The sequence below is a fragment of the Aquamicrobium defluvii genome, assembly GCF_004363725.1.
Lineage (GTDB): Bacteria > Pseudomonadota > Alphaproteobacteria > Rhizobiales > Rhizobiaceae > Mesorhizobium > Mesorhizobium defluvii.
In genome coordinates this window covers 1-26,642 of record NZ_SNZF01000011.1, presented here as the reverse complement: position 1 = coordinate 26,642, position 26,642 = coordinate 1, and the positions used below count along the sequence as shown (strand labels likewise).

The following is a 26,642-nucleotide window of genomic DNA, read 5'->3' as shown; positions in this document are numbered from 1 at the left end:
CCAGAAACTGATCTATGCGCTTTCGCGCCGCGTTTCAAACGCTACCGAAGCAATCTTCACGAATGATTTGCGAATGTCACGCGCTTTTGGCCCGCACACTCGCGCAAAAGCGCGCACCGGTGGTTCGAAGGCCCTCAATCTTCCGTGACACGCGGTGTCAGCAGACCGAGATCCTCCAGATCGATATCGGTCAGAGGGTCCTCATCTTCCGTGAGCGCATCGGCATCGACGGGCGGCAGCGGTATGGAGAAATTGGCCGGCATCCGGCCGGACAGAAGTCCCGCGCCCTTCAATTCCTCGATGCCCGGCAGATCGCGCAGTTCCTCCAGCGAAAAATGGTCGAGGAACGCCTCGGTCGTGCCATAGGTAACGGGTCTGCCAGGGGTCTTGCGGCGGCCACGCATGCGCACCCATTCGGTTTCCAGCAAGGTGTCGAGCGTCCCTTTGGAGGTCTCCACACCGCGGATTTCCTCGATCTCGGCGCGGGTCACCGGCTGATGATAGGCGATGATGGCCAGAACCTCGAGCGCGGCCCGCGACAATTTCTTCTGCTGCACGGTGTCGCGGCTCATCAGGAAGGAGAGATCGCCTGCCGTGCGAAAGGCCCAGCCGTCGCCGATCTTGTGCAGATTGACGCCGCGCATGGCATAAATCTGCTGCAACTCACGCATCGTCGCCGCCAGGTCGATGCCTTCGGGCAGGCGCGCCGCCAGCTGCTTTTCGCTGACGGGCCCGGCGCTGGCGAAAACGATCGCCTCGGCCATGCGCACGATCTCTTCCCCACTGGCGGGATTCATGCGCTTTGTACTGCGCGCGTCATCCTCGCCCGGAAAGGGAATGACGGAGGCGTTATTGCCATCGGTCATGGTGACGCCTCTTCTTCCCCCTTCGCCCCTCGTCCACGCAGGTAGATGGGCGCAAAAGGCTCCTGCTGGCGCACCTCCGCCCTGCCCTCGCGAACCAGCTCCAGCGATGCCGCGAAGGAACTGGCGATTGCCGTGCGCCTGTCCTCGGGCGACGCGAGATAGCGGATCAGATACCCATCGAGAGGCGCCCAGTCGTCCAGTTCGCCAATCATACGCGTCAGAATCTCGCGCGCCTGCTTGAGCGACCACACGCCGCGCCGGGCGATATGAACGCTGGTGACTGCCTGCCGCTGGCGCTGCGACGCATAGGCGCTCAACAGGTCGTACAGGGTTGCAGAATACTGGTTGCGCTTTTCGACGATGACGAGTTCGGGCATACCGCGCGCAAAGACGTCCCGTCCCAGGCGGTTGCGATTGACCAGCCGCACGGCCGCATCGCGCATGGCTTCGAGGCGGCGCAGGCGGAACTGCAGCACCGCCGCCAGTTCCTCGCCGCTCTGCCCCTCCTCGCCGGGCTGCTTCGGAATGAGCAGTTTCGATTTGAGGAAAGCGAGCCATGCCGCCATGACGAGATAGTCGGCGGCAAGTTCGAGGCGCAGCGCGCGCACCTTGTCGATGAACAGCAGATACTGTTCGGCCAAGGCCAGAACCGAAATGCGCGCCAGGTCCACCTTCTGGTTGCGGGCAAGGTGCAAAAGCAGATCGAGCGGGCCTTCAAACCCCTCGACGTCGACAACCAGTGCGGGGTCGTCGGTGCGCCGGTCGTCATCCGCCCACAGCCGTTCCATCGGCGTGGGCCGCGGGGCCTTCTGCTCTCCTGCTGCCGGTTGCGCCACGTCTCTCCGCTCTCCGATCTGCCCGCCGGCGGTTTTCTCCGCCCCGGTCAGCGGCATCAGGCCACTGCCGCGAAATACTCCGTGAACTCCGCCCGAAGCTCTTCCTCGCTCCCTTCGCCGCTGTGGGCCGTCACGGACAGCGCACGCCCGGCCCGCCTGAGCGCTTCGCCCTCCAGCGCCCTCGCCTTCGATGCGGCAGCCGTCATTTCCTCTATGACACCGTTGCAGTGAAGAACGATATCGACACCAGCCGCAAGAATTGCAGCGGCCTTGGAGCCGAAATCCCCAGAAAGTGCCTTCATGGAGATGTCGTCGCTGATCAGTAGCCCGTCGAAGCCGATCTCGCCACGTATCACCTCCTCGACCACCTTGCCCGAAGTGGTCGCAGGGCCTTTGGGGTCGATGGCACTGAACACCACATGCGCGGTCATTGCAGCAGGCAGATCGTTCAACGCCCTGAAGGGGGCAAAATCGTGTCGGCGCAGCTCATCGAAGGCTTCGTGCACCGTCGGCAACTCGAAATGCGTATCGGACGATGCCCGGCCGTGACCAGGGATATGCTTCATGACCGGCAACAGGCCACCGGCCATAAGACCCTCGGCCGAGGCGCGGCCAAGCCGGGCGACCATGTCCGGATCGCTTCCATAGGCACGCTGGCCGATGACGTCGCTGGCGCCTTCCACCGGCACGTCGAGCACCGGAAGACAGTCGGCGCTTATGCCATACCGTGCGAGATCGAAGGCATGCATGCGCCCATGCAGCCACGCGGCGCGCAAACCGGCTTCGCGATCGCGACTGTAGATTTCGCCGATCACGGCAGCCGGCGGATAGTTTGGCGCCAGCGGCGGGCGCAGGCGCTGCACGCGGCCGCCCTCCTGATCGATGAAGACCGGAGCATCTTCACGCCCGACACAATCGCGCATCGAGGCGACGAGGTCGCGGATCTGTTCCGGCTCGCTGATGTTGCGGGCAAACAGGATGAAGCCCCAGGGACATTCCCCCCGATAGAAGCGAACTTCCTCCCGGGTAAGCGAATGGCCGGCACAGCCGAGGATGAGCGTCTTTGATTCGGTCATGCTCCGAATCTAGTGGGTTCGGACCAGAAAGGGAATCGCCCGTTCGCAACCAGAAAAGGCCGGTGCAGTTTGCACCGGCCTTCATGAGGTGGACCGTTTTTTTCCCTTACTTCGAAACGAAGCAATTGCCGCCCGCTGCCTTGTACTTTTCGCACAGGCTGATCGCTTCGGCGCGGGAATCCGCGGCAACCCGAACCCGGTAGAAGGTACCCTTGCCGGCCACCTCGGCCTTGACGATGTTGACGCTGCGGCCCTGGAGCACGCCGGCATAGCGGCGGGCAAGGTCCTGATAGGTCGACTGCGCCGCCTCGACACTTGGCTGCGAAGCGATCTGCATGGCCCAGCTGCCGGCTGCCGCGGCGTTCGGATCGAGCGCGGCGACCTGACCCGGCTTCACCTCGCCGACGATATCGACGGGCTGTTCAGCCGGGCGCTGCGGCGCGACGGGTGCAGCGGCCGGCGTGCTGGCGGTCTGCCGGGTGTTGACGGCCGGCGCAACGGCACCGGTCTGCTCGGCACCGGGCGCGCTCACCGTCTGCGGCGCAGGGTCCATCGGCTCGGTGGCGGCGATCTGCTGCGCAGGCTGCGGATCTTCGCGCGCCACCAGCGTGCCATCCGGGCGAACCACCATCGTGCGCACCTTGCGCGGTGCAACGGCGGGCACTTCGTCCACGGCCGCTTCGTCATCGGCCTGCGCCGGCTGGATACGATCCTCGGACTTGGCGGGTGCGCCCTCGCCAACAATACGCGGAGCCGAAGCGCGGGCCGCAACGTCGACCGGCTGCTCTGCATCGGAAACCAGCTTCTCCTGCGTGGGAGTTGCCGGCTTGCCGCCCTTGGCCACCATATCGTATACCTTGTTGTCCTGATTGGGGATCACGGCGCCGCCGGGATTTTCGGGCTTGACCTTGATCGGGCTTTCATCGGCCCTCACCAGAACCGGCGCATCGCCGGAATCGCCGCCACCGAAGGACAGGGCAAACGCGCCGATACCTCCGATCAACGCCACCGCGCCGACAACAGCCGCAACCAGGAGCAGACGGCTGCGCGGACGCTGCTCATCCACATCGTCTGCTTCGGACATCGCCTCACCGGCATCCGGATCGTAGTCGAATCCGTCATCGGCCGCATCCTGAGCCGCATAGGGCTGGCGGGCAAATTCACTGAAATCGAAATCACCGAAAGTCTGACCGCCGTCGCCGGTTGGCTGGTTCGACGCCATTCCGGCAACCGGCGCCGCGGCATGCGCTTCCGCTTGCTGCCCCGGAGCCTCGAAAGCGGCCGTCGATGCGGCGGGATCCGTCTCGCTGACGTTCATCTCGCTCAGAAGGCTGGTGAACTCGGCGTCGAGATCGTCATAGGCGGGCGCCTCGGCCTTGTCCTCCTCGAAAGGAACCTCGGGGATATCGAGATCGTCTGCCAGAGCGACAGCCTTCTCCGGTATTTCCACCGTTTCCAGCTCCGGCATCTCAGCTGCTGGCCGAAGGGGTGCAGACTTTGCGGCAAACGCTCCATGCCCGCTCTCGACGGCCGCTGCGGCGCGAGCCGGCGGGGAAACCACATAATCCGGCGCAGCGGCGGCAAACGCGGGCTCATGCTGCTGCGGCTGACCGGTCACCGGCGCTGCCTGCTCACCCGAAGTCTGGTGCTGGCGAATAAATGGCGTGCCGCGGCTCCAGCTATGCGCCTGTGCCGAAGCAGCCGCGACTGCCGCCGCAGGAACAAAGGGTTTCAGGGCCTCGACCGGATCAACGGGCGCTTGCGGAGCGTTCTGCGGCTGCGCATCAAAAGCTGCGAGATCCAGATCGAGGTCGAAATCTTCATGCGCCGGCGCCTGCGGCTGCTCGTAACCCTGATGGGCCGATTGCTCGACATGGACGTCGAGCGGCCTCTCAAGCTGGAACTCGGGCTCGTAAGCCGGCTCCGGCCGCGCCGACATCCGGTTCAGCAACGCATTGAGTTCGTCTTCCAGCGAAACCTGCGGCGCTTCCGCTACAGGTTCGGGCTCGACGCTTTCCGCGAATTGCTGCGCATAGGTGTCTGCAACCGGGCTGTCTGCAACCTGCGCGCCAGCTCGTTCATCACCATCGTCAAAAACCGCAGCCGCCAGTGCACGCTCGAATTCGTCGCCGTTGTCGTCCAATGCCGCGTCGTCGAAACCGGCGGCAGCGGACGACCGAGGCACGGACGCCGCCTCCGGATGCTGCTCCTCGAAGGCAAAATCGGCATCGTCGAAAGCGAAAAATTCATCCTCTGCCGACAAGGGCTGGGAAAATTCCGGAGCCGGCGCTTCGTCCCGCACGGCAAAGCCGCTCTCGGCTTCGACGCGCGTATCGGTCAGCTCCGATGCGAGCATGTCGTCGAAATCGGCGAAATCCGGCTGGCCATCGGCAATGAAATCCACCGGATCGCCGTGAGATTCCGCAGGAACCTCGTCAAAGGCGCTCTCGTCGGAGAACAGGTCGGCGGCCACCGACTCGGCAGCAGCCTGATCGGACTCTCTGCCGGTGTCGAAATGGGCGTCACCGGCTTGTGAATACCCGACATCGTGCGCAGGCGCATAAGATGGCTGCCCAATGGGGGCATAAGCGATTTGCGGCGCAGCTTCAGGCTGAAGCTCGTCGCCGAACTCGCCCATCAACTCCTTTTCGAGATCGATGGCGAAATCGTCCTCGACGGCGACTTCGGAGCGCTGTTCGCTTTCGGGCGCGACCGGAACGCGCGGATCGAAGCCCATGATCCGGGTCAGTTCCGCGAACGGATCGTCTTCCGCGATGTTGTCGTCGCGGCCTGCTATCCTCAGCTGGGTTCTGTCTGCCATCGTCGTTCCCGAACTCGCACAATCGGACGCCATCGACGTCGCGTAAGGTTGGCCCCTACCAGCGCAATGTGGGCAAATGGTGACAGGTATTCCGCAGCAGTCTAACGCATTTCCTTCGGAGCATCGGCACCGACAAGCGTCAGACCGGATTGAAGTACATCCGCAACGGCCTGCACCAGCCCTAGTCTGGCAAGGGTCAATTGTGGATCGTTAACCTTAACAAAACGTAAGTCCGGATTGTCCGTGCCGCGATTCCAGTGCGTATGGAACGTGCTGGCAAGATCGTAGAGATAGAAAGCCAGCCTGTGCGGCTCCTGCGAGGACGCCGCCTGCTCGATGAGCCGCGGATATTCCGCAAGCTTGCGCACCAGCCCGATCTCGCCCTCGTCGCGCAGGCCGGCAACCGCGGCAGCAAGCGTCGCCCGCTCCGGCCTGTCGATGCCCATCTGCTCGCGCGCCTGCCTGAACACGGAATGGCAGCGCGCCGAGGCATACTGCACGTAAAACACGGGGTTGTCCTTCGACTGCTCGGTCACCTTGGCGAAGTCGAAGTCGAGCGGCTCGCTGTTCTTGCGGTACAGCATCATGAAGCGGATCGGATCGCGCCCCACCTCCTCCACAACCTCGCGCAGGGTAATGAAATCGCCGGAACGCTTGGACATGCGCACCGGCTCCCCGTCACGGAAGAGCTTGACAAGGTTGCACAGCAGAACAGTCAGCTTGATGGCGTCGCCGCCGACTGCGCGCGCCAGCGCCTCGAGCCGCTTGACATAGCCGCCATGGTCGGCGCCAAGCACGTAGATCAGGTCGACGAAGCCGCGATCCACCTTGTCCTTGAGGTAGGCAACGTCGGCCGCGAAATAGGTGTAGGAACCGTCGGACTTGACCAGCGGCCTGTCGAGATCGTCGCCGACGGCGGTGGAACGGAACAGCGTCTGTTCGCGATCTTCCCAGTCCTCGGGTTTTTCTCCTTTGGGCGGCGGCAGCTTGCCCTTGTAGATGTGGCCTTTCAGGGTCAGGTCGTTGATGGCCGAGCGGATCGCGCTGGCATTGTCGGCGTGCAGCGTGCGCTCCGAGAAGAACACGTCGTGATGCACGTTGAGCAGCGCCAGGTCTTCCTTGATCATCGCCATCATGGCGTCGATTGTGCGGTCCTTGACGATCGCCAACGCTTCCTTTTCGGGCATTTCAAGGAGCTTGCGGCCGAACTCCGCCGCCAGCGCCTGCCCCACGGGAACCAGATAGTCGCCCGGATAAAGCCCCGGCGGAATATCGCCCACCTCCTCGCCAAGCGCCTCGCGGTAGCGGATCATAACCGAGCGGCCGAGCACATCGATCTGCGCGCCGGCATCGTTGATCACATATTCCTTGGTCACGTCATAGCCGGCGAAATCCATGATGTTGGCCAGCGCGTCGCCGACGACCGCGCCGCGGCAGTGGCCGACATGCATGGGGCCGGTCGGGTTGGCCGAAACATATTCGACGTTGACCTTGCGCCCGCCGCCTGCCTTCGAACGGCCGTAGCCGGTCCCCTGGCCGATGATGCCGGTCAGATGGCGGTGCCAGAAAGCATCGGTAAGGCGCAGATTGACGAAACCCGGCCCGGCCACCTCTGCGCTGGCGATGTCGGCGTCTTCCTTCAGGGTGGCGACCAGACGTTCGGCCAGCGCGCGCGGATTCTGCCCTGCCGGCTTCGCCAGCACCATCGCAGCGTTGGTTGCCAGATCGCCATGGCTTGCATCTCGCGGCGGCTCGACGGCGACGCGCGAAAGATCGAGTGGCGCCCCGTCCTTGTCCTTCAGATCGAGTGCCTTTACGGCTTCGATGATCCGCACGGTGAAGTCGGCGAAGATGTTCATGACGGGGCTTTCGATAACAGCGGAAACTCGTTTCACGTCATTAAACGTGAAAATCACTACAAAATTGAAGTTTTCCTGCGCCTAGCTCAAATCCGGCGTGTGGTCAAACAGCCGCCGGTGCTCTTTTTGCGCATAGGTGTCCGTCATGCCGGCCAGGAAATCGGCGACATGTCGGGCCTTGACGCGATCTTCAGCGAGGTCGAGCCCTTCGCGCCAGCCTTCGGGCATGGCGCGCGGATCGGCAAAATAAACGTCGAACAGATCGGAGACGATTTTTTCGGCATCGGCGCGCACCCGCATGACCTCCGGGTGCCGGTAGAGGTGCTTGTAGAGGAATGCCTTGAGTTCCTTCTCCTCCGCCGCCATCCGGGAGGTGAACGTGACGATGGGCTCGCCGGCCCCCCGCACCGCCTCGGCGCTGTCCGGCCGCAAGCGGGCAAGGTTGGCGTTGGCGGCTGCGATCACGTCCTCGACCATCATCGTGATCTGGCGGCGCATCAGCTCGTGCCCGATGCGCACCTCGTCAAGTGCCGGATAGCGCTCTCGCACCGCGCGCAGAATCCGGCCCGGCAGCGCCAGTTCCTCCAGCATATCCAGTTCGAGCAGGCCCGAGCGCAGGCCGTCGTCTATGTCATGGGTGTTGTAGGCGATGTCATCGGCGATTGCCGCGCATTGCGCCTCGATACCGGCGAAACGGTCGAGTTCGAGGTCGTGCAATTCGTTGTAGCTGCGGATGGTGGCGGGCAACGGTGTGTGCAGCCCCTCGCCCCGCGCGTCGGCCAGCGGCCCGTTGTGCTTCACCAGCCCTTCCAGCGTCTCCCAGCTCAGGTTGAGACCGTCGAACTCGGCGTAGCGGCGTTCGAGCCTTGTGACGATACGAAGCGACTGGGCATTGTGGTCGAATCCACCCCACTGCATCATCTTTGCATTCAGCGCATCCTCGCCCGTATGGCCGAAGGGCGTGTGGCCGAAATCGTGAACCAGCGCCACCGCCTCGGCGAGATCCTCGTCGCCGCGCAACGCGCGGGCCAGCGCGCGGGCGATCTGCGCCACCTCGATCGAGTGTGTCAGGCGCGTGCGATAATGATCGCCCTCATGGGCGATGAACACCTGCGTCTTGTGCTTCAGGCGACGGAAAGCCGTCGAGTGGATGATGCGGTCGCGGTCACGCTGGAACGGCGTGCGCGTTGGGCTTTCCGGCTCCGGGAACAATCGTCCCCTCGTGCGGGCCGGATCGGTCGCGTAGGGCGCGCGCGGCCGATAACCGAAACCGATATCGCCAGGCCCGGCGCCGACGGGCTCATGATCGGGCTTGCGTTCGTGCATGCTTTCCCCGGCGGTGCCGCGCACGCAGTGCCGACGACCGATTGTTGACTTGATGGCACGACGTACATACCTATCAAGCGAAATCAAAAGCAAGGTGACGCCATGAGCGCGAACGCCGCCGAAATTGCAAATGTCGAAGTAACCGAAGCAGCCGCAAGGCGCATTGCGCACATCGTTTCCAACGAGCCCGGCAAGACCGCCCTTCGCGTCTCCGTGGAAGGCGGCGGCTGTTCCGGCTTTTCCTACAAGTTCGATCTGGTCGAGGGCGCCGATGAAGGCGACATAGCCATCGAAAGGGATGGTGCAAGAGTTCTCATCGATGACATCTCGCTGGTTTACATGGGCGGTTCGGTCATTGATTTCGTTGACGACCTGATGGGCCAGTCGTTCCAGATCCGGAACCCGAATGCGGTTGCATCCTGCGGCTGCGGCACCAGCTTCTCGATCTGAACTTCCCAGGCACAACAGGAAAAGGCCGCCAGATGGCGGCCTTTTTCTCGTTTGGGCTCCGCCGCAATCAGGCTTCGGCCGAAAGCGCCGCCTTCTTCAGGCCATGCTCGTCGCCCGTGGCCCCGTTGAAGATCAGGTTGAGCAGCACTGCGGCAATGGATGCCAGCAGGATGCCGGAATCGACCAGCGGACCGACCGCCTTCGGCAGCCAGATGTGGAAGTCGGGCGCGACCACGGGAATCATGCCGAAGCCGAGCGAGATCGCGACCACGAAAAGATTGTTGCGATTGCCCTTGAAATCCACCGCGCCCAGGATCCGGATTCCGGTTGCCGCCACCATGCCGAACATGACGATGCCGGCACCGCCCAGCACCACGGTCGGAACCGCCTCGACAAGCGCACCCATCTTCGGGATCAGCCCCAGCACCACCATGATCACGCCGCCCGCGACGCAAACGAACCGGCTGCGGATGCCGGTGACGCCCACCAGCCCGACATTCTGCGAAAAGCTGGTGTAGGGGAAGGTGTTGAACACCCCGCCGAGCACCGTGCCCAGCCCGTCCATGCGCAAGCCCGCCGACAGCGATTCCGGCGTGATCTTCTTGCCGGTCATCTCGCCCAGCGCAAGGAACATGCCGGTCGATTCGATCAGCACGACGATCATCACCAGAACCATGGTGAGGATAAGCACCGGGTCGAAGATCGGCGCGCCGAAGTGGAACGGCATGATGGGCGCGAACCAGGCGGCATTGGCGACCTTCTCGAAGTGCATCATGCCGAGCGCCCCGGCGATCACGCCGCCTGCGACGATGCCGATCAGCACCGCCACATTCGACAGGAACCCTTTCGCGAAGCGGGCGACGCCGACGACGATGGCAAGCACCACCAGCGAAAGGACGATATTGGAAACAGGCGCGTAGGCAGCGTTCGGCACCGTCGGCGCAAGCGCCAGCCCGGCGGGAACAGCCGGGACGACCGAACCTTCGGCGCCGGCGGCTTCGGTCATGGCCTTGAGCCATGCGGCGTGTTCAGGATTGATGATTTTCGGCGCGGTCGGCCCGACCGGCATCCCGAAAATCCAGTTGATGCCGATCTTCATGATCGAAACGCCGATGACGAGAATGATCGTGCCGGTCACCACAGGCGGAAACAGGCGCAACATGCGGCTGACGAAAGGCGCGATAATGATGGTTATGATGCCCGCGCCTATGATCGCGCCGAAGATCATGCGCGCGCCTTCGTGCCCCGGATTGGCAACCGCCATCGACACCATCGGGCCGACAGCCGCGAAGGTTACCCCCATCATGACCGGAAGCTTGATCCCGAACCACCGGCTGGCGCCAAACGATTGCAGAATTGAAACGATACCGCACACGAACAGGTCGGCGGAGATCAGGAACGCGACGTCGGCTGGCTCCAGTTGCAGCGCCCTGCCTACAATCAGCGGCACCGCGATGGCGCCGGCATACATGACAAGGACATGCTGAAGGCCGAGCGTGAAAAGACGCGGCGCAGGCAGCATCTCGTCGACGGGATGCGTCGATGCTGTTGACATATGTGTCCTCCCTTCGCGCAGCAGCCGGAAACGGGTTCCATCGGTTGCCGCGATAGTGCAGGATCGCAGCGATCCGGCCAACAGGCCATCAAGAACTGTTTGAAATAGTCGCGAGAATTTCATGAAGATCGCCACCTGGAACATCAACGGCGTGCGCGCCCGCATCGGTAACCTCACACACTGGTTGCAGGAGAGCGCGCCGGACATCGTCTGCCTCCAGGAAATCAAGACCGTCGACGAGCAGTTTCCCAAAGCCGAAATCGAGGCTCTCGGCTACAATGTCGAGACTCACGGCCAGAAGGGTTTCAATGGAGTGGCACTGCTCTCCAGACTGCCTTTCGACGAGGTCAATCGCGGTCTTCCGGGCGACGACGAAGATGAGCAGGCCCGCTTTATGGAAGGGGTATTCTCGACCCCGAAGGGCGCGTTGCGCGTCGTTTCACTGTATCTGCCCAACGGCAATCCAATCGACGATCCGGTGAAGTTTCCCTACAAGCTCTCATGGATGGAGCGGCTGGAGCGCTGGGCACGGCAGCGGCTGGAACTGGAGGAGGCACTCGTTCTTGCCGGAGATTACAATGTGATTCCGGAACCGATCGATGCGAAGAACCCGCAAGCCTGGGTAAACGATGCCCTGTTTCAGCCCCAGAGCCGTCAGGCATTCCGCCGGTTGAAGAACCTCGGCTTCACCGAAGCCGTTCGCGCAGTAACCGACAAGCCCGACATCTACACCTTCTGGGACTATCAGGGCGGCGCATGGCAGAAGAACAACGGCATCCGCATAGACCACCTGCTTCTGTCGCCGGAAGCCGCCGACATCCTTGGTTCAGCTTCGATAGAAAAGCATGTGCGGGCATGGGAGAAGCCCTCCGACCATGTGCCGGTGGCCATCGACCTCAAGCTGGAAGCGGCGTGAACATTTCAGGCTGAGACGGAGATTCAGACAGAGCGCTTAACTGCCTGATCCGTAATCTAAAAAGGTTTCTGCCGGCGAAAAAGGTTTCTGCCGGAAACACAATCGGGCGGGGCGCTACTGGTTGATGCCTCTGGCCAGCATATCGTCGGCCAAGGCGATGGCGGTGCGGCGATCCGCCTCCGGGGCCAGTGCAAAGGCTTCTTCCTGCATATTGCGTATCCAGCTCTGATCGGCCGGTTGCGCGCGTTCCAGCGCGGCGGTCATCATGGCCAGACCGCGCACCACCTTGCCGCTGTGGAAGAGCAGATTGCCGAGCGTAGCCTGCGCGCCGGCATGGCCTTTCTCTGCTGCGAGCTGAAGCCAGCGGCCGGCCTGTCTGGTGCTGGCCTTCATGCCGCCCTCACCATTCAGGAACATCTTGCCCATCTCGTACTGGGCATTGGGATTGCGATAACTGGCGGCTGCGCGCATGAAATATTCCTGTGCGGCCACAGGGTCCGGCTGCACAGGGGTGCCCGGTATGCCCTTCTTCATATAGTCGCCGAGCGCCACCAGCGCATCCGAAACGTAGCTTTCTTCCGGCGAGCCCGGCTCCACGTCCTGATCGGCTATCTCGCTGAAGAACTTGAAGGCTTCATAATCGTTGCGGGCGACGCCATCGCCCTCGGCATACATGCGCGCGAGCTTCCAGGTGGCGCCGATCTGGCCGTTCTCGGCAGCGTAGCGGTAAGCCTCGACAGCCTGTTCCTTGTGCCCGCTGTGATAAGCGGAGAAGGCGAAACGGAATACCGCGAAGGGATTGGACTTCGGCTTCACCCCGGTCTTGTCGTCGAAAACCTTGTCGTCAAAAGCCAGTGCCGGATAAGCACCGGAGACAGAAGCGCAGGCAACGACAGCGCCCATGAGACAGCAGCGAAGCAAGCGCACGAAAAAGCCCGCCTCTCCGGATCTTGCGTCCGGAAGCAACAGGCGTGCACGTGTGCCCCGTTCCATCACAGGGAGGATCATCGAGCCTGAGCGGGAAATAACCGGGACTTCCATACTCTTCCTTGCGCCTGCCACTCCGCCGGCCTGCAGCTTCATTGTCAGCCGATGCGCCTGCAAACCGAATATCCTGCGGGCCCCCTTATGTTGTTCTTTCCGCTTTTTTCCGGGGCCTTAATGAAGTGCTCCGGGTTTATGGCGGGAAGTGGGCGGTTCTCGCTGCGGCAGGACTAGCACAAGGGAAGTTGAACGACTGTTGCAGAATCACAACAAACTGGCGACGTCGCTAACCGAAGGTGAACCCAAGCTGCCAAAAGGTTTCCGGAAAACTTGGCAATGCTTTGATTTCAAAAGAAGAAAGCCCGGACAAGCCGGGCTTTCAGTTCTTCGGATGTCTGTCTCACCACTTCAGGCTGTAACCGGCAAGGCCCGAGAAGGACCAACCGTGGCCTACCGCATAGAGCCCTGTCGTCTTCGTTTCCTTTATGGAGCCTACACGAGAAACGCCGCCCCCGAGACGCAATTCGCCAAACCCGTCCTTCATGATGAGGCCAGTGCCAAGCGTAAGCACATCGCCGTGCAGATCCCAACCAGTCGAGGTGCCACGATCCCACATGAGGAATGCGGTTCCTGAGATCTTCTCGTTAAACGAATGACCTATACCGCCCATGACGGTCCAGCCATCACGCCAGTAATAATCGTTATTGTTGTTGAAGCCAACATTGGTCGTGAGATCCAAAGTCTTGTTGACCGACCAATCAGTCCACTTCACGGAACCATATGCCAGCCAACCCGGTGCTATGCCGGTTTGAAACTTGGCCTCGATGCTCTGGGGAAGCTTTCCCTGACCTTCCGCAGTGCCAGGCCCCATGAGTGCCCCGGCCGTTGAACCACTCGCTTCAATCTTGGTGCCAGAGCGATAGAGAAGCTGTCCGCGCAGCGCGATATCGGGGATTTCATAAGCAAGCCCCGCGCGCCATCCCCAAGCGGTTCCCGAAAGATCGACGGTACCTGTGCCAGTCCCAAATGCTGGATGGCGCACCGATAGATCATAATCGAAATCATCGACATACGCGCCGGCAATGAAGGACAACCTTCCTTTGCTTAGATCGAAACCCACAGCACAGGTTGCGCCATATTCCATAACCGTGAATTTTTCCTCGAGCTTTCCGAATGGGATGCCCGAAGCCGGTGCACGCGGGGCATCGAAAGAAGACGCCGCACCGAACGAGTTCGCAATCGTGCCCGCGCATGACAGATTGTCCGAAATACGGAACTTGGCGGCCAGCGAAGGCATGACGTAGCTGTCAGCATAATCGTGGCCGATATTCGATGCACCGCTGACGATCTTGCGTTCTGGGCTCACCACCGTGACGCTGGTGCGCACGTTGAAATTGCCCTGCTCGAACAGAATGTCCGTATCCGCGGTGCCACGCGAGAAGCCGCCTGCGTTGGCCGCAGCAGCGCCAAGAAGAGAAAGCGCCGTTGCTCCAGCAAGCGCCGCGAAACCCTTTTTATTCATGAATTCCTCTCCCCGAAAGTTCGTAATTGTCAGCTAGACTCAATTCCGCCCGGCGATGCAAGATCGATGTTCATGGCGTACAAGTACGAAAAATCTCCGCAGCATCGGACAGTCTTGGCAACAACTTTCCAGAAGGGATGAAATTGCCATTTTCGGGCATCGAATCCCTTGAACCTGAAACATATGAAGCCAGATACCTTTCAAAAATCCGAATTTTCGGCCTCTAAGCCCCGAACTGTTACATTCTGGCAACAATGGGCTCGAATCTTCCGTTTACGTCAACTCTGACGCAGCGGTAACCGGCACCGCCACAGGTGACGAAACGTAAGATATTGATAGGAAACGGCTGCGAATCAGCCGCAAGGAAAAAGGCCCGATGACCGCAACCGGTCATCGGGCCTTTTCTCTGTCCGGGGCGTTTGCCTCAGCCGGCTGAGCGCACCCGCTCCAGCGCCACGGCAAGCCGCGCCTGGGTTTCCTCGAACTCGGCAAGCTTCTCGCGTTCGGCCGTCACAACCTCTTCAGGCGCATTGGCGACGAACTTTTCGTTTGAAAGCTTTTTGGCAAGGCGTGCGATTTCCTCGGTAACCTTGGCGATTTCCTTCTTCAAGCGCGCTTCTTCGGCCTTGAGATCGACCAGATCGCCGAGCGGCAGGCATATTGTCGCCTCGCCCAGCACAAGCTGCGCCGAGCCCTTCGGCGCCGTATCCGCCAGCGAAATCTCGCCGACGCGCGCCAGCCTGCGAATGGCCTTTTCATGGCGGACCAGTCGCTCGCGCGTGATTTCATTGGCGTCCACAACGACCAGCGGGGCGATTGCAGCCGGGGGCACGTTCATTTCCGAACGAACCGAGCGGGTGCCCGAAACAAGGTCGACCAGCCAGTTGATGTCTGCGGCAGCTTCCCCGTCCTCGAACCCCGGCGCCGGCCATTTCGCATGGCACAGCAATGTCGAGCGCTGGCGTCCCTCGCCCGCTGTCTGCGCCCACAGCTCTTCGGTCATGAACGGCATCATGGGATGCAGCAGCTTGTAGATTTCATCGAGCACGAAGGCGAAGCAGGCGCGGCTTTCGGCCTTGGCAGCCTCGTCATCGCCCATGAAGACGGGCTTCAGCAGTTCGACATACCAGTCGCAGACGAGATTCCACACAAAGCGATAGGCTGCGCCAGCCGCCTCGTTGAAGCGATAGCTCGTGATGCCCTCGGTGACTGCGCGCGCGGCCCGCGTCAGCTCCGTGAGAATCCAGCGGTTGACGGCCAGCTTCGCATCGCCCAGCCAGAACTCGTCGTTGCGCACGACGCCGTTCATCTGCGCGAAACGCGTGGCGTTCCACAGCTTGGTGCCGAAATTGCGATAGCCGGCGATGCGGGCAGGATCGAGCTTCACGTCGCGCCCCTGCGCGGCCATGATCGCCAGCGTGAAGCGCAGTGCATCCGCACCGTACTCGTCGATCAGTTCCAGCGGGTCAATGACGTTGCCCTTGGACTTCGACATCTTGGCGCCGTGCTTGTCGCGCACCAGAGCATGCACATAGACGGTGTGGAACGGCTCCTCGTCCATGAAGTGCAGGCCCATCATCATCATGCGGGCGACCCAGAAGAAGATGATGTCGAAGCCGGTCACCAGCACGTCTGTCTGATAGTAGGTCTTCAGTTCAGGCGTCTCGTCCGGCCAGCCGAGCGTGGAGAACGGCCACAGCGCCGATGAAAACCATGTGTCGAGCACGTCTTCGTCGCGCGTCAGGATTGCGCCGGGCTCGAAATTCTCCAGCCGCTCCTCGACCCACGCCTTCCATGGCCCTTCATGGGCGAGATAGTGCTGGATCGCCGCTTCGAGAGCCGCTTCCTCGCTCTTTTCCACGAAGATATGACCGTCGGGACCATACCACGCCGGAATCTGGTGACCCCACCAGAGCTGGCGGGAGATCGTCCAGGGCTGGATATTCTCCATCCAGTCGAAATAGGTCTTTTCCCAGTTCTTCGGCACGAAATTTGTGCGCCCCTCGCGAACCGAGGCGATGGCCGGCTTGGCCAGTTCCGCGGCATTCACATACCACTGGTCGGTCAGGAAAGGCTCGATCGGCACGCCGCCACGATCGCCATGCGGCACCATGTGGCGGTGCGGCTCGATCTTTGCCAGGAAACCGCCCTCCTCCATGATCTGCACGATCAGCTTGCGCGCCTCGAAGCGGTCCATGCCGTGAAGCTGGTTCCACACGCCCTCGCGCAGCGGCGTAACCTCGACGCCTTCGAGGAAGTCGTCATTGTCCGTGATGTCGATGGTCGCCTCGGTGGTGAGGATATTGATGGCACGCAGCTTGTGCCGGCGGCCCACCTCGAAATCGTTGAAGTCGTGCGCAGGCGTGATCTTGACCGCGCCGGTGCCCTTCTCCGGATCCGAATACTCATCTGCGACGACCGGAATGGCCCGGCCGACAATCGGCAGCACCACATTGCGGCCGACAAGCTTCCTGTAGCGCTCGTCTTCCGGATGGACGGCAACGCCGGTGTCGCCCAGCATGGTTTCCGGCCGGGTGGTGGCGACGGTGACATAGGTGGCCGGGTTCTCCGGATCGTAGGTTTCGCCCTCGACCGGATAACGGAAGTGCCACAGATGACCATCAACCTCCTTCTGCTCGACCTCGAGGTCGGAGATGGCCGTCAGCAGCTTCGGGTCCCAGTTCACAAGGCGTTTGTCCTTGTAGATCAGCCCTTCCTTGTAGAGCGTGACGAAGACTTCGAGCACAGCCTTCGACAGCCCCTCGTCCATGGTGAAGCGCTCGCGCGACCAGTCGCACGAGGCACCCAGCCGCTTGAGCTGATTGAAGATGGCGCCGCCGGATTCGGCCTTCCACTCCCAGACCTTGTCGATGAATTCCTCGCGGGCAAGGTCGCGGCGCTTTATGTTCTTCTCCGCCAGACGGCGCTCGACGACCATCTGCGTGGCGATCCCGGCATGATCCATGCCCGGCTGCCAGAGCACGTTCTTGCCGCGCATGCGCTCGAAGCGCACCAGTATATCCTGTAGCGTGTTGTTGAGCGCATGCCCCATGTGCAGGTAGCCGGTAACGTTGGGCGGCGGAATGACGATGGCAAAGGCTTCGGCGCCATCGTCCGCACCGGCGCCGGCCCGGAAAGCATCCGCCTCGTCCCAGGTTTTGGCGATTCTAGGCTCGACGGTTTTCGCGTCGTAGGTTTTTTCAAGCATGGAATTGAGATCCGGACTGTCGGGATTTGCCGTCACGGTAAATCGGAAGGGCCGCTCCAAGTCAACCGCAGCGCATAGCGACAAGTTCGGCCAGCACCGGCACCAGCGCCCGAGGCAGATCTTCTGCAATCAGGCCCGGCCCAAAGCGCACGCCCGCTTCGGCATGCATCCACACTGCTGCGCACGCCGCTTCGAATGCCGGCATGCCCTGTGCCAGCAATCCGGCGACGAGACCTGCCAGCACGTCGCCCGAACCGGCAGTCGCCAGCCATGGCGCACCGTTTGGGTTGACGGCAGCGCGGCCATCCGGTGCCGCAATCACGGTGTCGGGCCCCTTGGCGATCACAACGCCATGCGCCCGCGCCGCTGCCTGCCTTGCGCGATCCGGTTTCGACAAACGCTCATCCGCAGCCAGATCGGGAAACAGCCGGGCGAACTCACCATCGTGCGGGGTGAGGACAAAGGCAGGCATGGCATTCGCCGCGGCGGCAAAAAGTTCGTCCGGCGCTTCACGGAAAGAAGTGATGCCGTCGGCATCCAGAACCAGCCCCCCAACACCTGCCTGCGAAGCCAGCACGGCCATTGCAAATGCACGCGCCTTTTCTCCCACCCCGAAACCGGGGCCGAGCACGAATGCCGAAGGATGCCGGTCTGCAAGAAATGCATCCAGCTCATCCCGGTCATCCGTCTTGCGCAACATGATCGAGGTAAGATGCATCGCATTCACCGCCAGTGCATTCCCCGGCGAAAGCACAGTCACCGCCCCGGCCCCGCTGCGCGCGGCCGCAAGCGCCGACAGACGCGCCGCGCCGGTGGATGCGGGCCCGCCCGAAAAGGCGCAGACATGACCGCGCCGGTATTTGTGCGTATCGACTCCCGGCACCGGAAACTCCGCAAGCCAGAGCTCCGGACAGTTCACGAAGGTCTGCACCCCCAGCCCTTCTATGATCGGATCGGATATGCCGATGTCGGCGAGCGCGACCTCCCCGCAAAACTCCCTGCCGGGCATCAGCAAATGGCCGGGCTTTTTGCGCGCGAACGTAACCGTAAGCCCTGCCCGGAAGGCTGGGCCCATCGCCTTGCCGCTTTCGCCCGAGATTCCTGACGGCAGGTCGATGGCCACCACCGGCAAGCCGAGGGCCGAAACCAGCTCGACGGCGCGGGCGCAATCGCCATCGACCGGCCGGGAAAGTCCCGCTCCATAGAGCGCATCGACGATGACCGACCCCGCTTGTGCGGAAAACCCGGCCAGCGGCATCGGCTTCAGCGGACACTCCCCGGCGGCGCGGGCCGCATCGCTGTCCGGCCGGGGCTCCCCCGACGCCCACAGCGAAACGGGAACGCCGCTTTCGGCCAGCATCCGCGCCACGACATAGCCATCGCCGCCATTGTTGCCCGGTCCGCACAGCACATGCACCCGCTCCGCGCCGGGATGGCGCCGGAGCACCTCGCGCGCCACGGCAGCGCCGGCGTTGCGCATCAGGCCCATTCCGTCGAACGGCCCGGCTTCGATGGCCTTGCGATCGGCTTGAGCCATCTCGGCCGGCGACAGGAGTTCGATGCTCATGGCAATTTCCCCGCAGTTTGGACATGGATAACGGGCTTGTCCGTACCCTAGCAGCGCAAATCCTTCTGGACGATGGGTACGCAGCCGAAAAATGCTGCACTGAAAACGCACATGCCGCCTAAATTTTATGCAGCTGCGCGCTGGACATTGCCGCGCCTCTGCCTTCCCATGGCGTCTGCCAATTCTCCCGACCCGCAGCCGGCCGCGAAAAATCGCGCCTGCGGCCGGAGCAAGGTGAAACTGGCACGGTTCATGCTTGAGATTTGCGCGAGCGGGTTAAGCACCCCTTTGCCATTGGAGGTCCAGTTCATGAAGAAGATCGAAGCGATCATAAAGCCGTTCAAGCTCGATGAGGTGAAGGAGGCCCTGCAGGAAGCGGGCCTGCAAGGCATCACCGTGATCGAGGCCAAGGGCTTCGGCCGCCAGAAAGGCCATACGGAGCTTTATCGCGGCGCGGAATATGTCGTGGACTTCCTGCCGAAGGTGAAGATCGAGCTCGTTCTGGGCGACGACGCCGTCGATACGGCGGTGGAAGCAATCCGCAAGGCAGCCCAGACAGGGCGCATCGGAGATGGCAAGATCTTCGTTTCCAATATCGAGGAAGTGGTCCGCATCCGTACCGGCGAGACCGGCACCGACGCCATCTGACCCACCCCTCCACCCTTTTCGCTCCTCCCTTTCTCAAGCCAAGGAAAGCCTGAAAATGACCACAGCCGCCGACATCATGAGGCAGATCAAGGACAACGACGTGAAGTTCGTCGATCTGCGTTTCACCGATCCGAAAGGCAAGCTGCAGCATGTGACCATGGACGTCGCCGAAGTCGAGGAAGACATGTTCGCCGACGGCGTCATGTTCGACGGCTCGTCGATCGCCGGCTGGAAGGCAATCAACGAGTCCGACATGGTGCTGATGCCCGATCCCGAGACAGTGCACATGGACCCGTTCTTCGCGCAGTCGACCATGGTTATCCTGTGCGACATCCTCGACCCGGTTTCCGGCGAATCCTACAACCGCGATCCGCGCGGCATCGCCAAGAAGGCCGAGGCCTACATGAAGGCGGAAGGCATCGGCGACACGATCTTCGTCGGCCCGGAAGCCGAGTTCTTCATCTTCGACGATGTGAAGTACAAGTCCGATCCCTACAACACGGGCTTCAAGCTCGATTCGACGGAACTGCCCTCCAACGACGACACCGATTACGAGACTGGCAACCTCGGCCACCGTCCGCGCGTCAAGGGCGGCTACTTCCCCGTTCCGCCGATCGATTCCTGCCAGGACATGCGTTCGGAGATGCTCACGGTTCTGACCGAAATGGGCGTGCGCGTCGAAAAGCACCACCATGAGGTTGCTGCCGCCCAGCACGAACTCGGCATCAAGTTCGACACGCTGGTGCGCAACGCCGACAAGATGCTGATCTACAAGTATGTCGTGCATCAGGTCGCCAATGCCTATGGCAAGACGGCCACCTTCATGCCGAAGCCGGTTTTCGGCGACAACGGCTCGGGCATGCATGTCCACATGTCGATCTGGAAGGACGGAAAGCCGACCTTTGCCGGCAACGAATATGCGGGCCTGTCCGAAAACTGCCTGTACTTCATCGGCGGCATCATCAAACACGCCAAGGCGATCAACGCCTTCACCAACCCGCTGACCAACTCCTACAAGCGTCTCGTTCCGGGGTATGAGGCACCGGTGCTGCTGGCCTATTCGGCCCGCAACCGCTCGGCTTCCTGCCGCATCCCGTTCGGCTCCTCGCCGAAGTCGAAGCGCCTCGAGGTCCGCTTTCCTGATCCGGGCGCGAACCCCTACCTCGCCTTCGCGGCTCTGCTGATGGCCGGTCTGGACGGCATCAAGAACAAGATCCACCCCGGCCAGCCGATGGACAAGGATCTCTACGACCTGCCGCCGAAGGAGCTGAAGAAGATCCCGACCGTGAGCGGCAGCCTGCGCGAGGCTCTGCAGAGCCTCGACAAGGACCGTGCCTTCCTCAAGGCTGGCGGCGTGTTCGACGACGACCAGATCGATTCCTTCATCGAACTGAAGATGGCCGAGGTGATGCGCTTCGAGATGACCCCTCATCCCGTCGAGTTCGACATGTACTACTCGGTCTGATCAGGATCGGTACGGTGCAGGTCACGCCAGTGGCCTGCACCCTTCCACCAGCCGCCCGAGGGGCGGCTTTTTCCTTTCACCATCGGCTTGCACCGGGAACGGGAGCATATGCTCGTCGTTGCCATGAAGTTGCGATGACATCGCATCGGCAAAGCCGACGACGCCGAAAGAGGACGCCCGGACAGGCGCTTCCAGCGACTTTTTTTCCGTTTCACGCAGACCTCCGGACACGGGCTATCCGGACGATCGAGAATTCTTGCTGCATAAACAGATTGTTTGTCGGTTATGTCTTGGCATTCACCGCAGGATCGACTAGATGAGCCCCGCGCCCATTGCTTTGCTTCGGCGTAGCGGATATGCGGCCCTTCGGTCAGGGTCGCGCAACGGTTTCGAACCGATATCCGTGGGGAATGTGCATTCTCGACCGGCACGGCGTAACCGGCCGATGCCTGCACACGATACGGAGAGGTGGCCGAGTGGTTGAAGGCGCACGCCTGGAACGCGTGTATAGGGGCAACTCTATCGAGGGTTCGAATCCCTCTCTCTCCGCCATTATCTTGTAGCGAACCAGAGATGAGGCTCCTGTTGGGGGCCTTTTTCTTTTTGTTTCAAAGGCGTTTAGCCGAGGCGCCCGAACCTCGGAGACTGACGCCGGGTCCAATTTCCGTCTCTGAACGGCCCTCCGTCTCTAACCGAGCGAACCTGGTCCGGCCCGGTTCGGCTTCGCGAAGGCCAACGTTTTCAGCCAGTTCCTTCCATCGGATCGGCGCACCTTCTGCTGCCGTTCTCCCGGCTGGCGTCGCCAGCCAGAGAACGCGCGGTAGGCGTTTCATGGCGAGTATGGGAGCAGTCGCCCGCACTGGACCGTATTCTAGATCGTGCTTTGGCTGCCGTCAGCGATCAGGAGGGGCTGGCCGCGAGCGGGCGCTCGGCACAGGACTCTTCGTAGCGAACTGGTTTGAGGGGAGGCAGTAGCCTCCCCCAAGGCATCACAAGTTCAGGCGCTACGCGATCTGTTTGGCTGCCACAGGAAGAACCTGCCCACCGGCTTCAAGTATTGCATCTCTTAGGATGTCGTGCAGTTGATCAAGGAAGGCCCGGGCATCGGGGCTCATCGCGGCGCTGATCCGCGGGGCTGCATGATCATGGATTTCCTCGATCATCCGAGAACGTTTTCCTGCCGATCCGGGACCACTGAAATCGTACGCATCGCGCCAGTTGGCTACTTGCTCATCTGTAAGTCGACTCTTGGTCAGTCGAGACAGCTCCTTGAACACGGCTTCCCGGATAGCATCCAATGCAATCTCGCGTTCATCATCGTTCTCAGGCTGCCTTGTCCAGCCGGCCGGGCGGTCCAGCCACTTGGAAGCCTCTTCCTGAAGCCGTGCGAGAAGGTCCGCGACAGGTGTCAGCGTGTCGTACTCGTCCGCCCAGCGATTGGCCAACCGTCGACTGAGAGCCTTGATGCGTGTCCAGTGCTCCTTGGCGATGCCGTCGTGATAGGACAGTCCGAGCCTTGCTACCCAAGGATCCCGGAACGCATCGATGGCGTCGTGCATAGCGATCTCGAGACCCTTGAACTCATACATCGGACTGCAATCCGTTCTCTCGATGGGCTCGATCGCGCGCTGCATCATGTCGATGAGGCGAGCCAGTTCGCGCTTGAAGCCACCGGGCAATTTCGCGGTCTTGCGGTCCAAGCCACCGAGAAAGATGGAGTGACCGTCAACCTGGCGCTCAATTGCACCTGCGACGCCGGAGCCGACGACGTCTCGCAGGCTAGCGATGGCATTGCCAACCGATCCGAGAACGTGATCCCGCTTCTGCTCGAAGGACCCCAGGTTCGCCCCCTTGACTTGATCGAAGTGAGTGAAGGCGATCGCCAGCTTCCGCGCGAAACCGGAGCTGCCGACCGAGCGGAGTAGAGCCAACGGAGCTGCCTGCATTGGCTGCTGCGCGTTGTCGACCAAGAGGATCATGTCGACGCTTGCAAACTTCTTCGTAATGCGCGTTGAAACTGACGAAACGCTCGTCGCAGTATGCCCGAGTCCCTGACCATCGAGCAGCACCAGTTGCGGGGCCTCGCTGACCTCGGCCAGCTCAGGAAATAGCGGCCCCTTCACTCGAATGCCATCTACAAGCGGCGTGAGGAGTCGCCCAAACTGCTTGTAATGGTTGCTTGAGAACCACCGAACAGCAGAAAGGAAATGATCGCGGTCGTCAGACTCCATAGTCCAGAGAATTGGCCAGTCTGTCGACGACCTCTGAAGGTCACCATCATCGATCTTGGAGAAGCGATCAGCGACTTCTTCCATTATATCCAAGGCGAGGTTCGAGAACTGCGGGTGCTTGAAGGCTTCGACCCCAAACAGCTCAAGCCACGTAGCCCGATCGTCTGCAGTCTTCTGGTCAACGAGTCTGCCGACGCTTCCAACGAACTTTTCCTCGACCTCCACCGTCAGCGTTCTGATCCGGTTAACGAAGTCCTTAATTCGTGCATGGTTCTGTTCCCGCTCCTCAGGCGGAACGGCCTCGGCCTCATCGATTTCTGGCGCCGCGTCCTGTTCGTCATCGAACGAGAAGTCGTCGTCATCCACCGCCGCTGCGTCGCTCCAGCCGCCGAGAACGTATGAAAGCCGGAACCGCTGCTCACGGTGCTCCAGGAGAGCGGCTGCGATCTTGCTACTAGGTTTCTTCTGAACGGCCTCAAGACAGGCTTCCTCAAGGCACTCGTCGATATGCGCGCGTACCTCATGCTCCGGCATGAAGGTGACGGCGGCTGTGTAGTTACCGGATGCTGTGACGATCTCGAAGTCGGCCGTCGTCGTTTTGGCGGTTGATGTGGACGGAAAGCGGTCAGTTTCGGGGTCAGAGCCGATCACGTGCCTTAACAGCGTCGTTTTCCCCGCGCCCGTTGTGCCGAGGAACATCACGGTGCTGTAGCCGTCTTCGGCATCTGGAAGCGGGATCACTTCGCTACGCCTTGTTTCCGGGTCGATGCGCGATGCCTCGATTCCGTCGAAGAAGGCGGAAACAACAATGGGATCGTACCGGGACTCAGCGTCGCCGCGACGGTCACCACTCCACCAGGATTCGTCGCTCAGCAGCTCATTCAGTTGAGCGACGAGGCGATCGGCCTCTGCTTCGTCACTCGTGCCGAGACCGCGCCGAACCTTGAGCCCGCGCTCGCCACGACTGTCCGTCCTTACGGGATGGCGAAATGTGACGCTCCACCCCGGGCGGTTTGAACGGGACTTCGATGCGGTAAAGGATTTCTCGGCCATGGCGTTGTTCTCCGTTGTTCCATTGCCGCCCTTCTCTCACGCCTGCCGCCTGCTGTCAATCTGTCTGGTACAACACGGAACAACGCGCGTGGTGCCGGCTGGATTGAAATGTCGCTAGATGCCCCCACGCGAAACGATCCTCCCCGCGCCACTGACCAGATGCGAACGCTGCCCCACCTCCACCTCCTACGCATGTGCTTGCTGGGATGCGGAAGACGTCATGGGGAAAAGGCGCTTTGAAGCTGCTCTGCCCATGGCCGATCGGCAACCGCAACGAGGTCGTTCAGCGAAAGCGCCGGTGGCATGCGCCTGATGACGAGGTATTCGAGCACCTCCGGCGACAGATAGGCGAGCCGCATCATCCGGCTCACGAACCGGTCGGAAACCTTCTCGGCCGCAGCGATATCCTGAATGGTGGAAGCGGTGCCCGTTTCCAGCTGCCGCCGCCAGTTCCAAGCGCGGGCGATGGCACGCAGCACATGAGCGTCTTGTGACCGGCCGTCCCGGACCGTCACCTCGTCGGGCGGGAGGATCTTCGGCCGCCCATTCCGTTTGCGGATCGTCAGGGGGATGACGACGCGGATGGTGTTCATCGACTCGGTCATGCGCAGGCCTCCGTTTGGCGGGGCGCCATCATGTCCCGCAGGACCGAGCCCAGCCCCTCGTGGCGCAGATCGACCGCGATGCCGTCTTCGCCGATGGTCACCCGCTCGACCAGAAGCTGGACGATGCGGGTTTGCTCCGCCGGGTAGAGCGCCGCCCAGAGCTGGTCGAACTCGCCGAGCGCCTGGACGACCGCCTTCTCATCGACGGTCGAGTTCTCGTCACGAAGAGCCTTTATGGTCCGCGCCGCGACTTCGGGTGCGCGGATCATGCGGCGGATTTCGCCGACGACGGCGTCCTCGACCATGCCGGCGGGCAAGCGCAGCGGGCCCGAGGCGTCGCCGGTCGGGCGGTTTCGTATCAAGTCCATCGACGCGTAGTAGCGGTAGAGGCGCGTGCCCTTCTTCGTCGCCGTCGGCGTCATCGCCGTGCCTGTCTCGGTGAAGATGATCCCCTTCAGCAGAGCCGGAGTCTGGCGACGCGTGTTCTTCGCCCGCAGGCGCGGGCTCTCGCGTAGGATGCTATGCACCTTGTCCCACAGGACCTGATCAATGATGGCCTCGTGCTCGCCGGGATAGGCCGTGCCCTTGTGGACGGCTTCGCCGAGATAGACCCGGTTGTTGATCAGCTTGTAGAGGAAGCCCTTGTCGATCGGCTTGCCGCGCTTGTTCAGCACGCCTTCAGCCGCGAGCGCTTTGGCCAGCGTCGTGGCGGAGCCGATGGCGACGAATCGCTCGAAGATCATCCGGACCGTCGCGGCCTCGGCCTCGTTGACCACCAGCTTTCGGTCACGCACGTCGTAGCCCAGCGGGACGTGACCGCCCATCCACATGCCGCGCTTGCGGGATGCCGCGACCTTGTCACGGATGCGCTCGCCGATCACCTCCCGCTCGAATTGTGCGAAGCTGAGGAGGATGTTCAGGGTCAGGCGGCCCATCGAGGTCGTGGTGTTGAACGACTGCGTGACCGAAACGAAGGTCACCTGATTGCGGTCGAAGATCTCGACCAGCTTGGCGAAGTCCATCAGCGAGCGCGACAGCCGGTCGATCTTGTAGACCACGATCACATCGATCAGACCGGCTTCGACGTCCTGAATGAGACGCTTCAGGCCGGGGCGCTCAAGCGTGCCACCGGAGAAGCCGCCATCGTCGTAGCGTTCGCGAATGGTGGCCCAGCCTTCCGCCTTCTGGCTCGTCACGAAGGCCTCGCAAGCTTCGCGCTGGGCGTCGAGGCTGTTGAACTCCATCTCGAGCCCTTCCTCGCTCGACTTGCGGGTATAGATGGCGCAGCGCTGGCGGCGCGAAACGACCGCGACGGCTTCCTGATGACGGCTCATCGGTCGTCTCTCCGGGTCTCGCGCAAGCCGAAGAAGCGGTAGCCGTTCCACTGCGTGCCGGTGATCGCCCGCGCCACCGCCGACAGCGACTTGAACTTGCGCCCCTGCCAGTCAAAGCCGTCCTTCATCACCGTGACGGTGTGCTCCACCCCGCCCCATTCGCGCACCAACCGGGTGCCGACCACCGGGTTGCGGGAATCCGCGATGATCGTCTTGCGCCCGACCTGTTGATTTCCGCTGAGAGCTGACCCGGGATTTTCGCCGAGAAGTGACCCGCCTTCATGTATGGTTTGGGTCTTAGGTTTTGGTCAAGGGGCGGC

General features: G+C 61.9%; 19 protein-coding genes and 1 tRNA gene. 5 read left to right on the top strand and 15 right to left on the bottom strand.

Going from position 1 to position 26,642, the window contains the following annotated elements; translation table 11 throughout:
- Nucleotides 1-134: 134 nt before the first annotated feature.
- From scpB to DES43_RS09900, 6 genes are all read right to left on the bottom strand, one after another.
- The gene (gene scpB / locus DES43_RS09925) at nucleotides 135-866 is read right to left on the bottom strand and encodes an SMC-Scp complex subunit ScpB (protein ID WP_035025859.1); all 732 of its coding nucleotides are present in this window, start codon (nucleotides 864-866) and stop codon (nucleotides 135-137) included.
- On the bottom strand, nucleotides 863-1,654 hold the full coding sequence (locus DES43_RS09920; RefSeq protein WP_035025938.1) for a segregation and condensation protein A: 792 nt from the start codon (nucleotides 1,652-1,654) through the stop codon (nucleotides 863-865). The genes scpB and DES43_RS09920 overlap by 4 nt, the downstream gene beginning before the upstream one ends.
- A 104-nt stretch (nucleotides 1,655-1,758) precedes the next feature.
- A complete protein-coding gene (nagZ, locus tag DES43_RS09915) occupies nucleotides 1,759-2,778 on the bottom strand; it encodes a beta-N-acetylhexosaminidase (protein WP_133675066.1) in 1,020 nt (339 codons plus the stop codon).
- A gap of 106 nt (nucleotides 2,779-2,884) precedes the next feature.
- Entirely contained in the window at nucleotides 2,885-5,599 is a 2,715-nt protein-coding gene (locus DES43_RS09910) for an SPOR domain-containing protein (protein WP_035025855.1), read from the bottom strand.
- A 101-nt stretch (nucleotides 5,600-5,700) separates the two neighbouring features.
- The gene (gene argS, locus DES43_RS09905; RefSeq protein ID WP_035025854.1) at nucleotides 5,701-7,458 is read right to left on the bottom strand and encodes an arginine--tRNA ligase; all 1,758 of its coding nucleotides are present in this window, start codon (nucleotides 7,456-7,458) and stop codon (nucleotides 5,701-5,703) included.
- An 81-nt stretch (nucleotides 7,459-7,539) separates the two neighbouring features.
- Nucleotides 7,540-8,784 (bottom strand): deoxyguanosinetriphosphate triphosphohydrolase, encoded by a 1,245-nt coding sequence (locus DES43_RS09900; RefSeq protein ID WP_051520509.1) that lies wholly within the window; start codon nucleotides 8,782-8,784, stop codon nucleotides 7,540-7,542.
- 102 nt (nucleotides 8,785-8,886) lie between these two features.
- Between DES43_RS09900 and erpA the strand changes: the two genes are divergently transcribed.
- Nucleotides 8,887-9,234: an iron-sulfur cluster insertion protein ErpA gene (gene erpA, locus DES43_RS09895; RefSeq protein ID WP_035025852.1), complete on the top strand. Its 348-nt coding sequence runs from the start codon at nucleotides 8,887-8,889 to the stop codon at nucleotides 9,232-9,234.
- 67 nt (nucleotides 9,235-9,301) lie between these two features.
- On the opposite strand, the gene DES43_RS09890 is transcribed toward erpA, so the two are convergent.
- Nucleotides 9,302-10,789 carry a nucleobase:cation symporter-2 family protein gene (locus DES43_RS09890; RefSeq protein ID WP_035025851.1) on the bottom strand — a complete coding sequence of 496 codons (1,488 nt, stop codon included), beginning with the start codon at nucleotides 10,787-10,789 and terminating at the stop codon, nucleotides 9,302-9,304.
- Nucleotides 10,790-10,910: 121 nt separating this feature from the next.
- Between DES43_RS09890 and xth the strand changes: the two genes are divergently transcribed.
- On the top strand, nucleotides 10,911-11,705 hold the full coding sequence (gene xth / locus DES43_RS09885) for an exodeoxyribonuclease III (protein ID WP_035025849.1): 795 nt from the start codon (nucleotides 10,911-10,913) through the stop codon (nucleotides 11,703-11,705).
- A gap of 114 nt (nucleotides 11,706-11,819) precedes the next feature.
- Here xth and DES43_RS09880 read toward each other — a convergent pair whose 3' ends face one another.
- The 4 genes from DES43_RS09880 to DES43_RS09865 all read right to left on the bottom strand — a co-directional run bounded on the left by DES43_RS09880 (nucleotide 11,820) and on the right by DES43_RS09865 (nucleotide 18,986).
- The gene (locus tag DES43_RS09880) at nucleotides 11,820-12,608 is read right to left on the bottom strand and encodes a tetratricopeptide repeat protein (protein ID WP_198027488.1); all 789 of its coding nucleotides are present in this window, start codon (nucleotides 12,606-12,608) and stop codon (nucleotides 11,820-11,822) included.
- Nucleotides 12,609-13,089: 481 nt separating this feature from the next.
- A complete protein-coding gene (locus DES43_RS09875; protein WP_035025847.1) occupies nucleotides 13,090-14,211 on the bottom strand; it encodes an outer membrane protein transport protein in 1,122 nt (373 codons plus the stop codon).
- A 424-nt stretch (nucleotides 14,212-14,635) separates the two neighbouring features.
- Complete coding sequence (locus DES43_RS09870; RefSeq protein WP_035025845.1) at nucleotides 14,636-17,419, bottom strand: valine--tRNA ligase; 2,784 nt, start codon at nucleotides 17,417-17,419, stop codon at nucleotides 14,636-14,638.
- A gap of 61 nt (nucleotides 17,420-17,480) precedes the next feature.
- Nucleotides 17,481-18,986: a bifunctional ADP-dependent NAD(P)H-hydrate dehydratase/NAD(P)H-hydrate epimerase gene (locus DES43_RS09865; protein WP_035025843.1), complete on the bottom strand. Its 1,506-nt coding sequence runs from the start codon at nucleotides 18,984-18,986 to the stop codon at nucleotides 17,481-17,483.
- 309 nt (nucleotides 18,987-19,295) lie between these two features.
- Here DES43_RS09865 and DES43_RS09860 point away from each other — a divergent pair, with 309 nt between their 5' ends.
- The 3 genes from DES43_RS09860 (at nucleotide 19,296) to DES43_RS09850 (ending at nucleotide 21,651) form a co-directional block, all read left to right on the top strand.
- Nucleotides 19,296-19,634, top strand: coding sequence for a P-II family nitrogen regulator (locus DES43_RS09860; RefSeq protein ID WP_035025932.1), 339 nt, complete (start codon nucleotides 19,296-19,298; stop codon nucleotides 19,632-19,634).
- A gap of 55 nt (nucleotides 19,635-19,689) precedes the next feature.
- Complete coding sequence (glnA, locus tag DES43_RS09855; RefSeq protein WP_035025842.1) at nucleotides 19,690-21,099, top strand: type I glutamate--ammonia ligase; 1,410 nt, start codon at nucleotides 19,690-19,692, stop codon at nucleotides 21,097-21,099.
- Between the two features lie 462 nt (nucleotides 21,100-21,561).
- Nucleotides 21,562-21,651: transfer RNA gene (locus DES43_RS09850), tRNA-Ser, on the top strand.
- Between the two features lie 452 nt (nucleotides 21,652-22,103).
- On the opposite strand, the gene DES43_RS09845 is transcribed toward DES43_RS09850, so the two are convergent.
- The 4 genes from DES43_RS09845 to DES43_RS09830 all read right to left on the bottom strand — a co-directional run bounded on the left by DES43_RS09845 (nucleotide 22,104) and on the right by DES43_RS09830 (nucleotide 26,528).
- Nucleotides 22,104-24,383, bottom strand: coding sequence for a hypothetical protein (locus DES43_RS09845; protein ID WP_133675064.1), 2,280 nt, complete (start codon nucleotides 24,381-24,383; stop codon nucleotides 22,104-22,106).
- A 218-nt stretch (nucleotides 24,384-24,601) separates the two neighbouring features.
- Nucleotides 24,602-24,988: a hypothetical protein gene (locus tag DES43_RS09840; protein WP_133675062.1), complete on the bottom strand. Its 387-nt coding sequence runs from the start codon at nucleotides 24,986-24,988 to the stop codon at nucleotides 24,602-24,604.
- Nucleotides 24,985-26,322 carry a recombinase family protein gene (locus DES43_RS09835; RefSeq protein ID WP_133675060.1) on the bottom strand — a complete coding sequence of 446 codons (1,338 nt, stop codon included), beginning with the start codon at nucleotides 26,320-26,322 and terminating at the stop codon, nucleotides 24,985-24,987. Before DES43_RS09835 ends, DES43_RS09840 begins: the two co-directional genes overlap by 4 nt.
- On the bottom strand, nucleotides 26,319-26,528 hold the full coding sequence (locus tag DES43_RS09830) for a DUF2924 domain-containing protein (protein ID WP_425359065.1): 210 nt from the start codon (nucleotides 26,526-26,528) through the stop codon (nucleotides 26,319-26,321). Before DES43_RS09830 ends, DES43_RS09835 begins: the two co-directional genes overlap by 4 nt.
- Nucleotides 26,529-26,642: the final 114 nt, after the last annotated feature.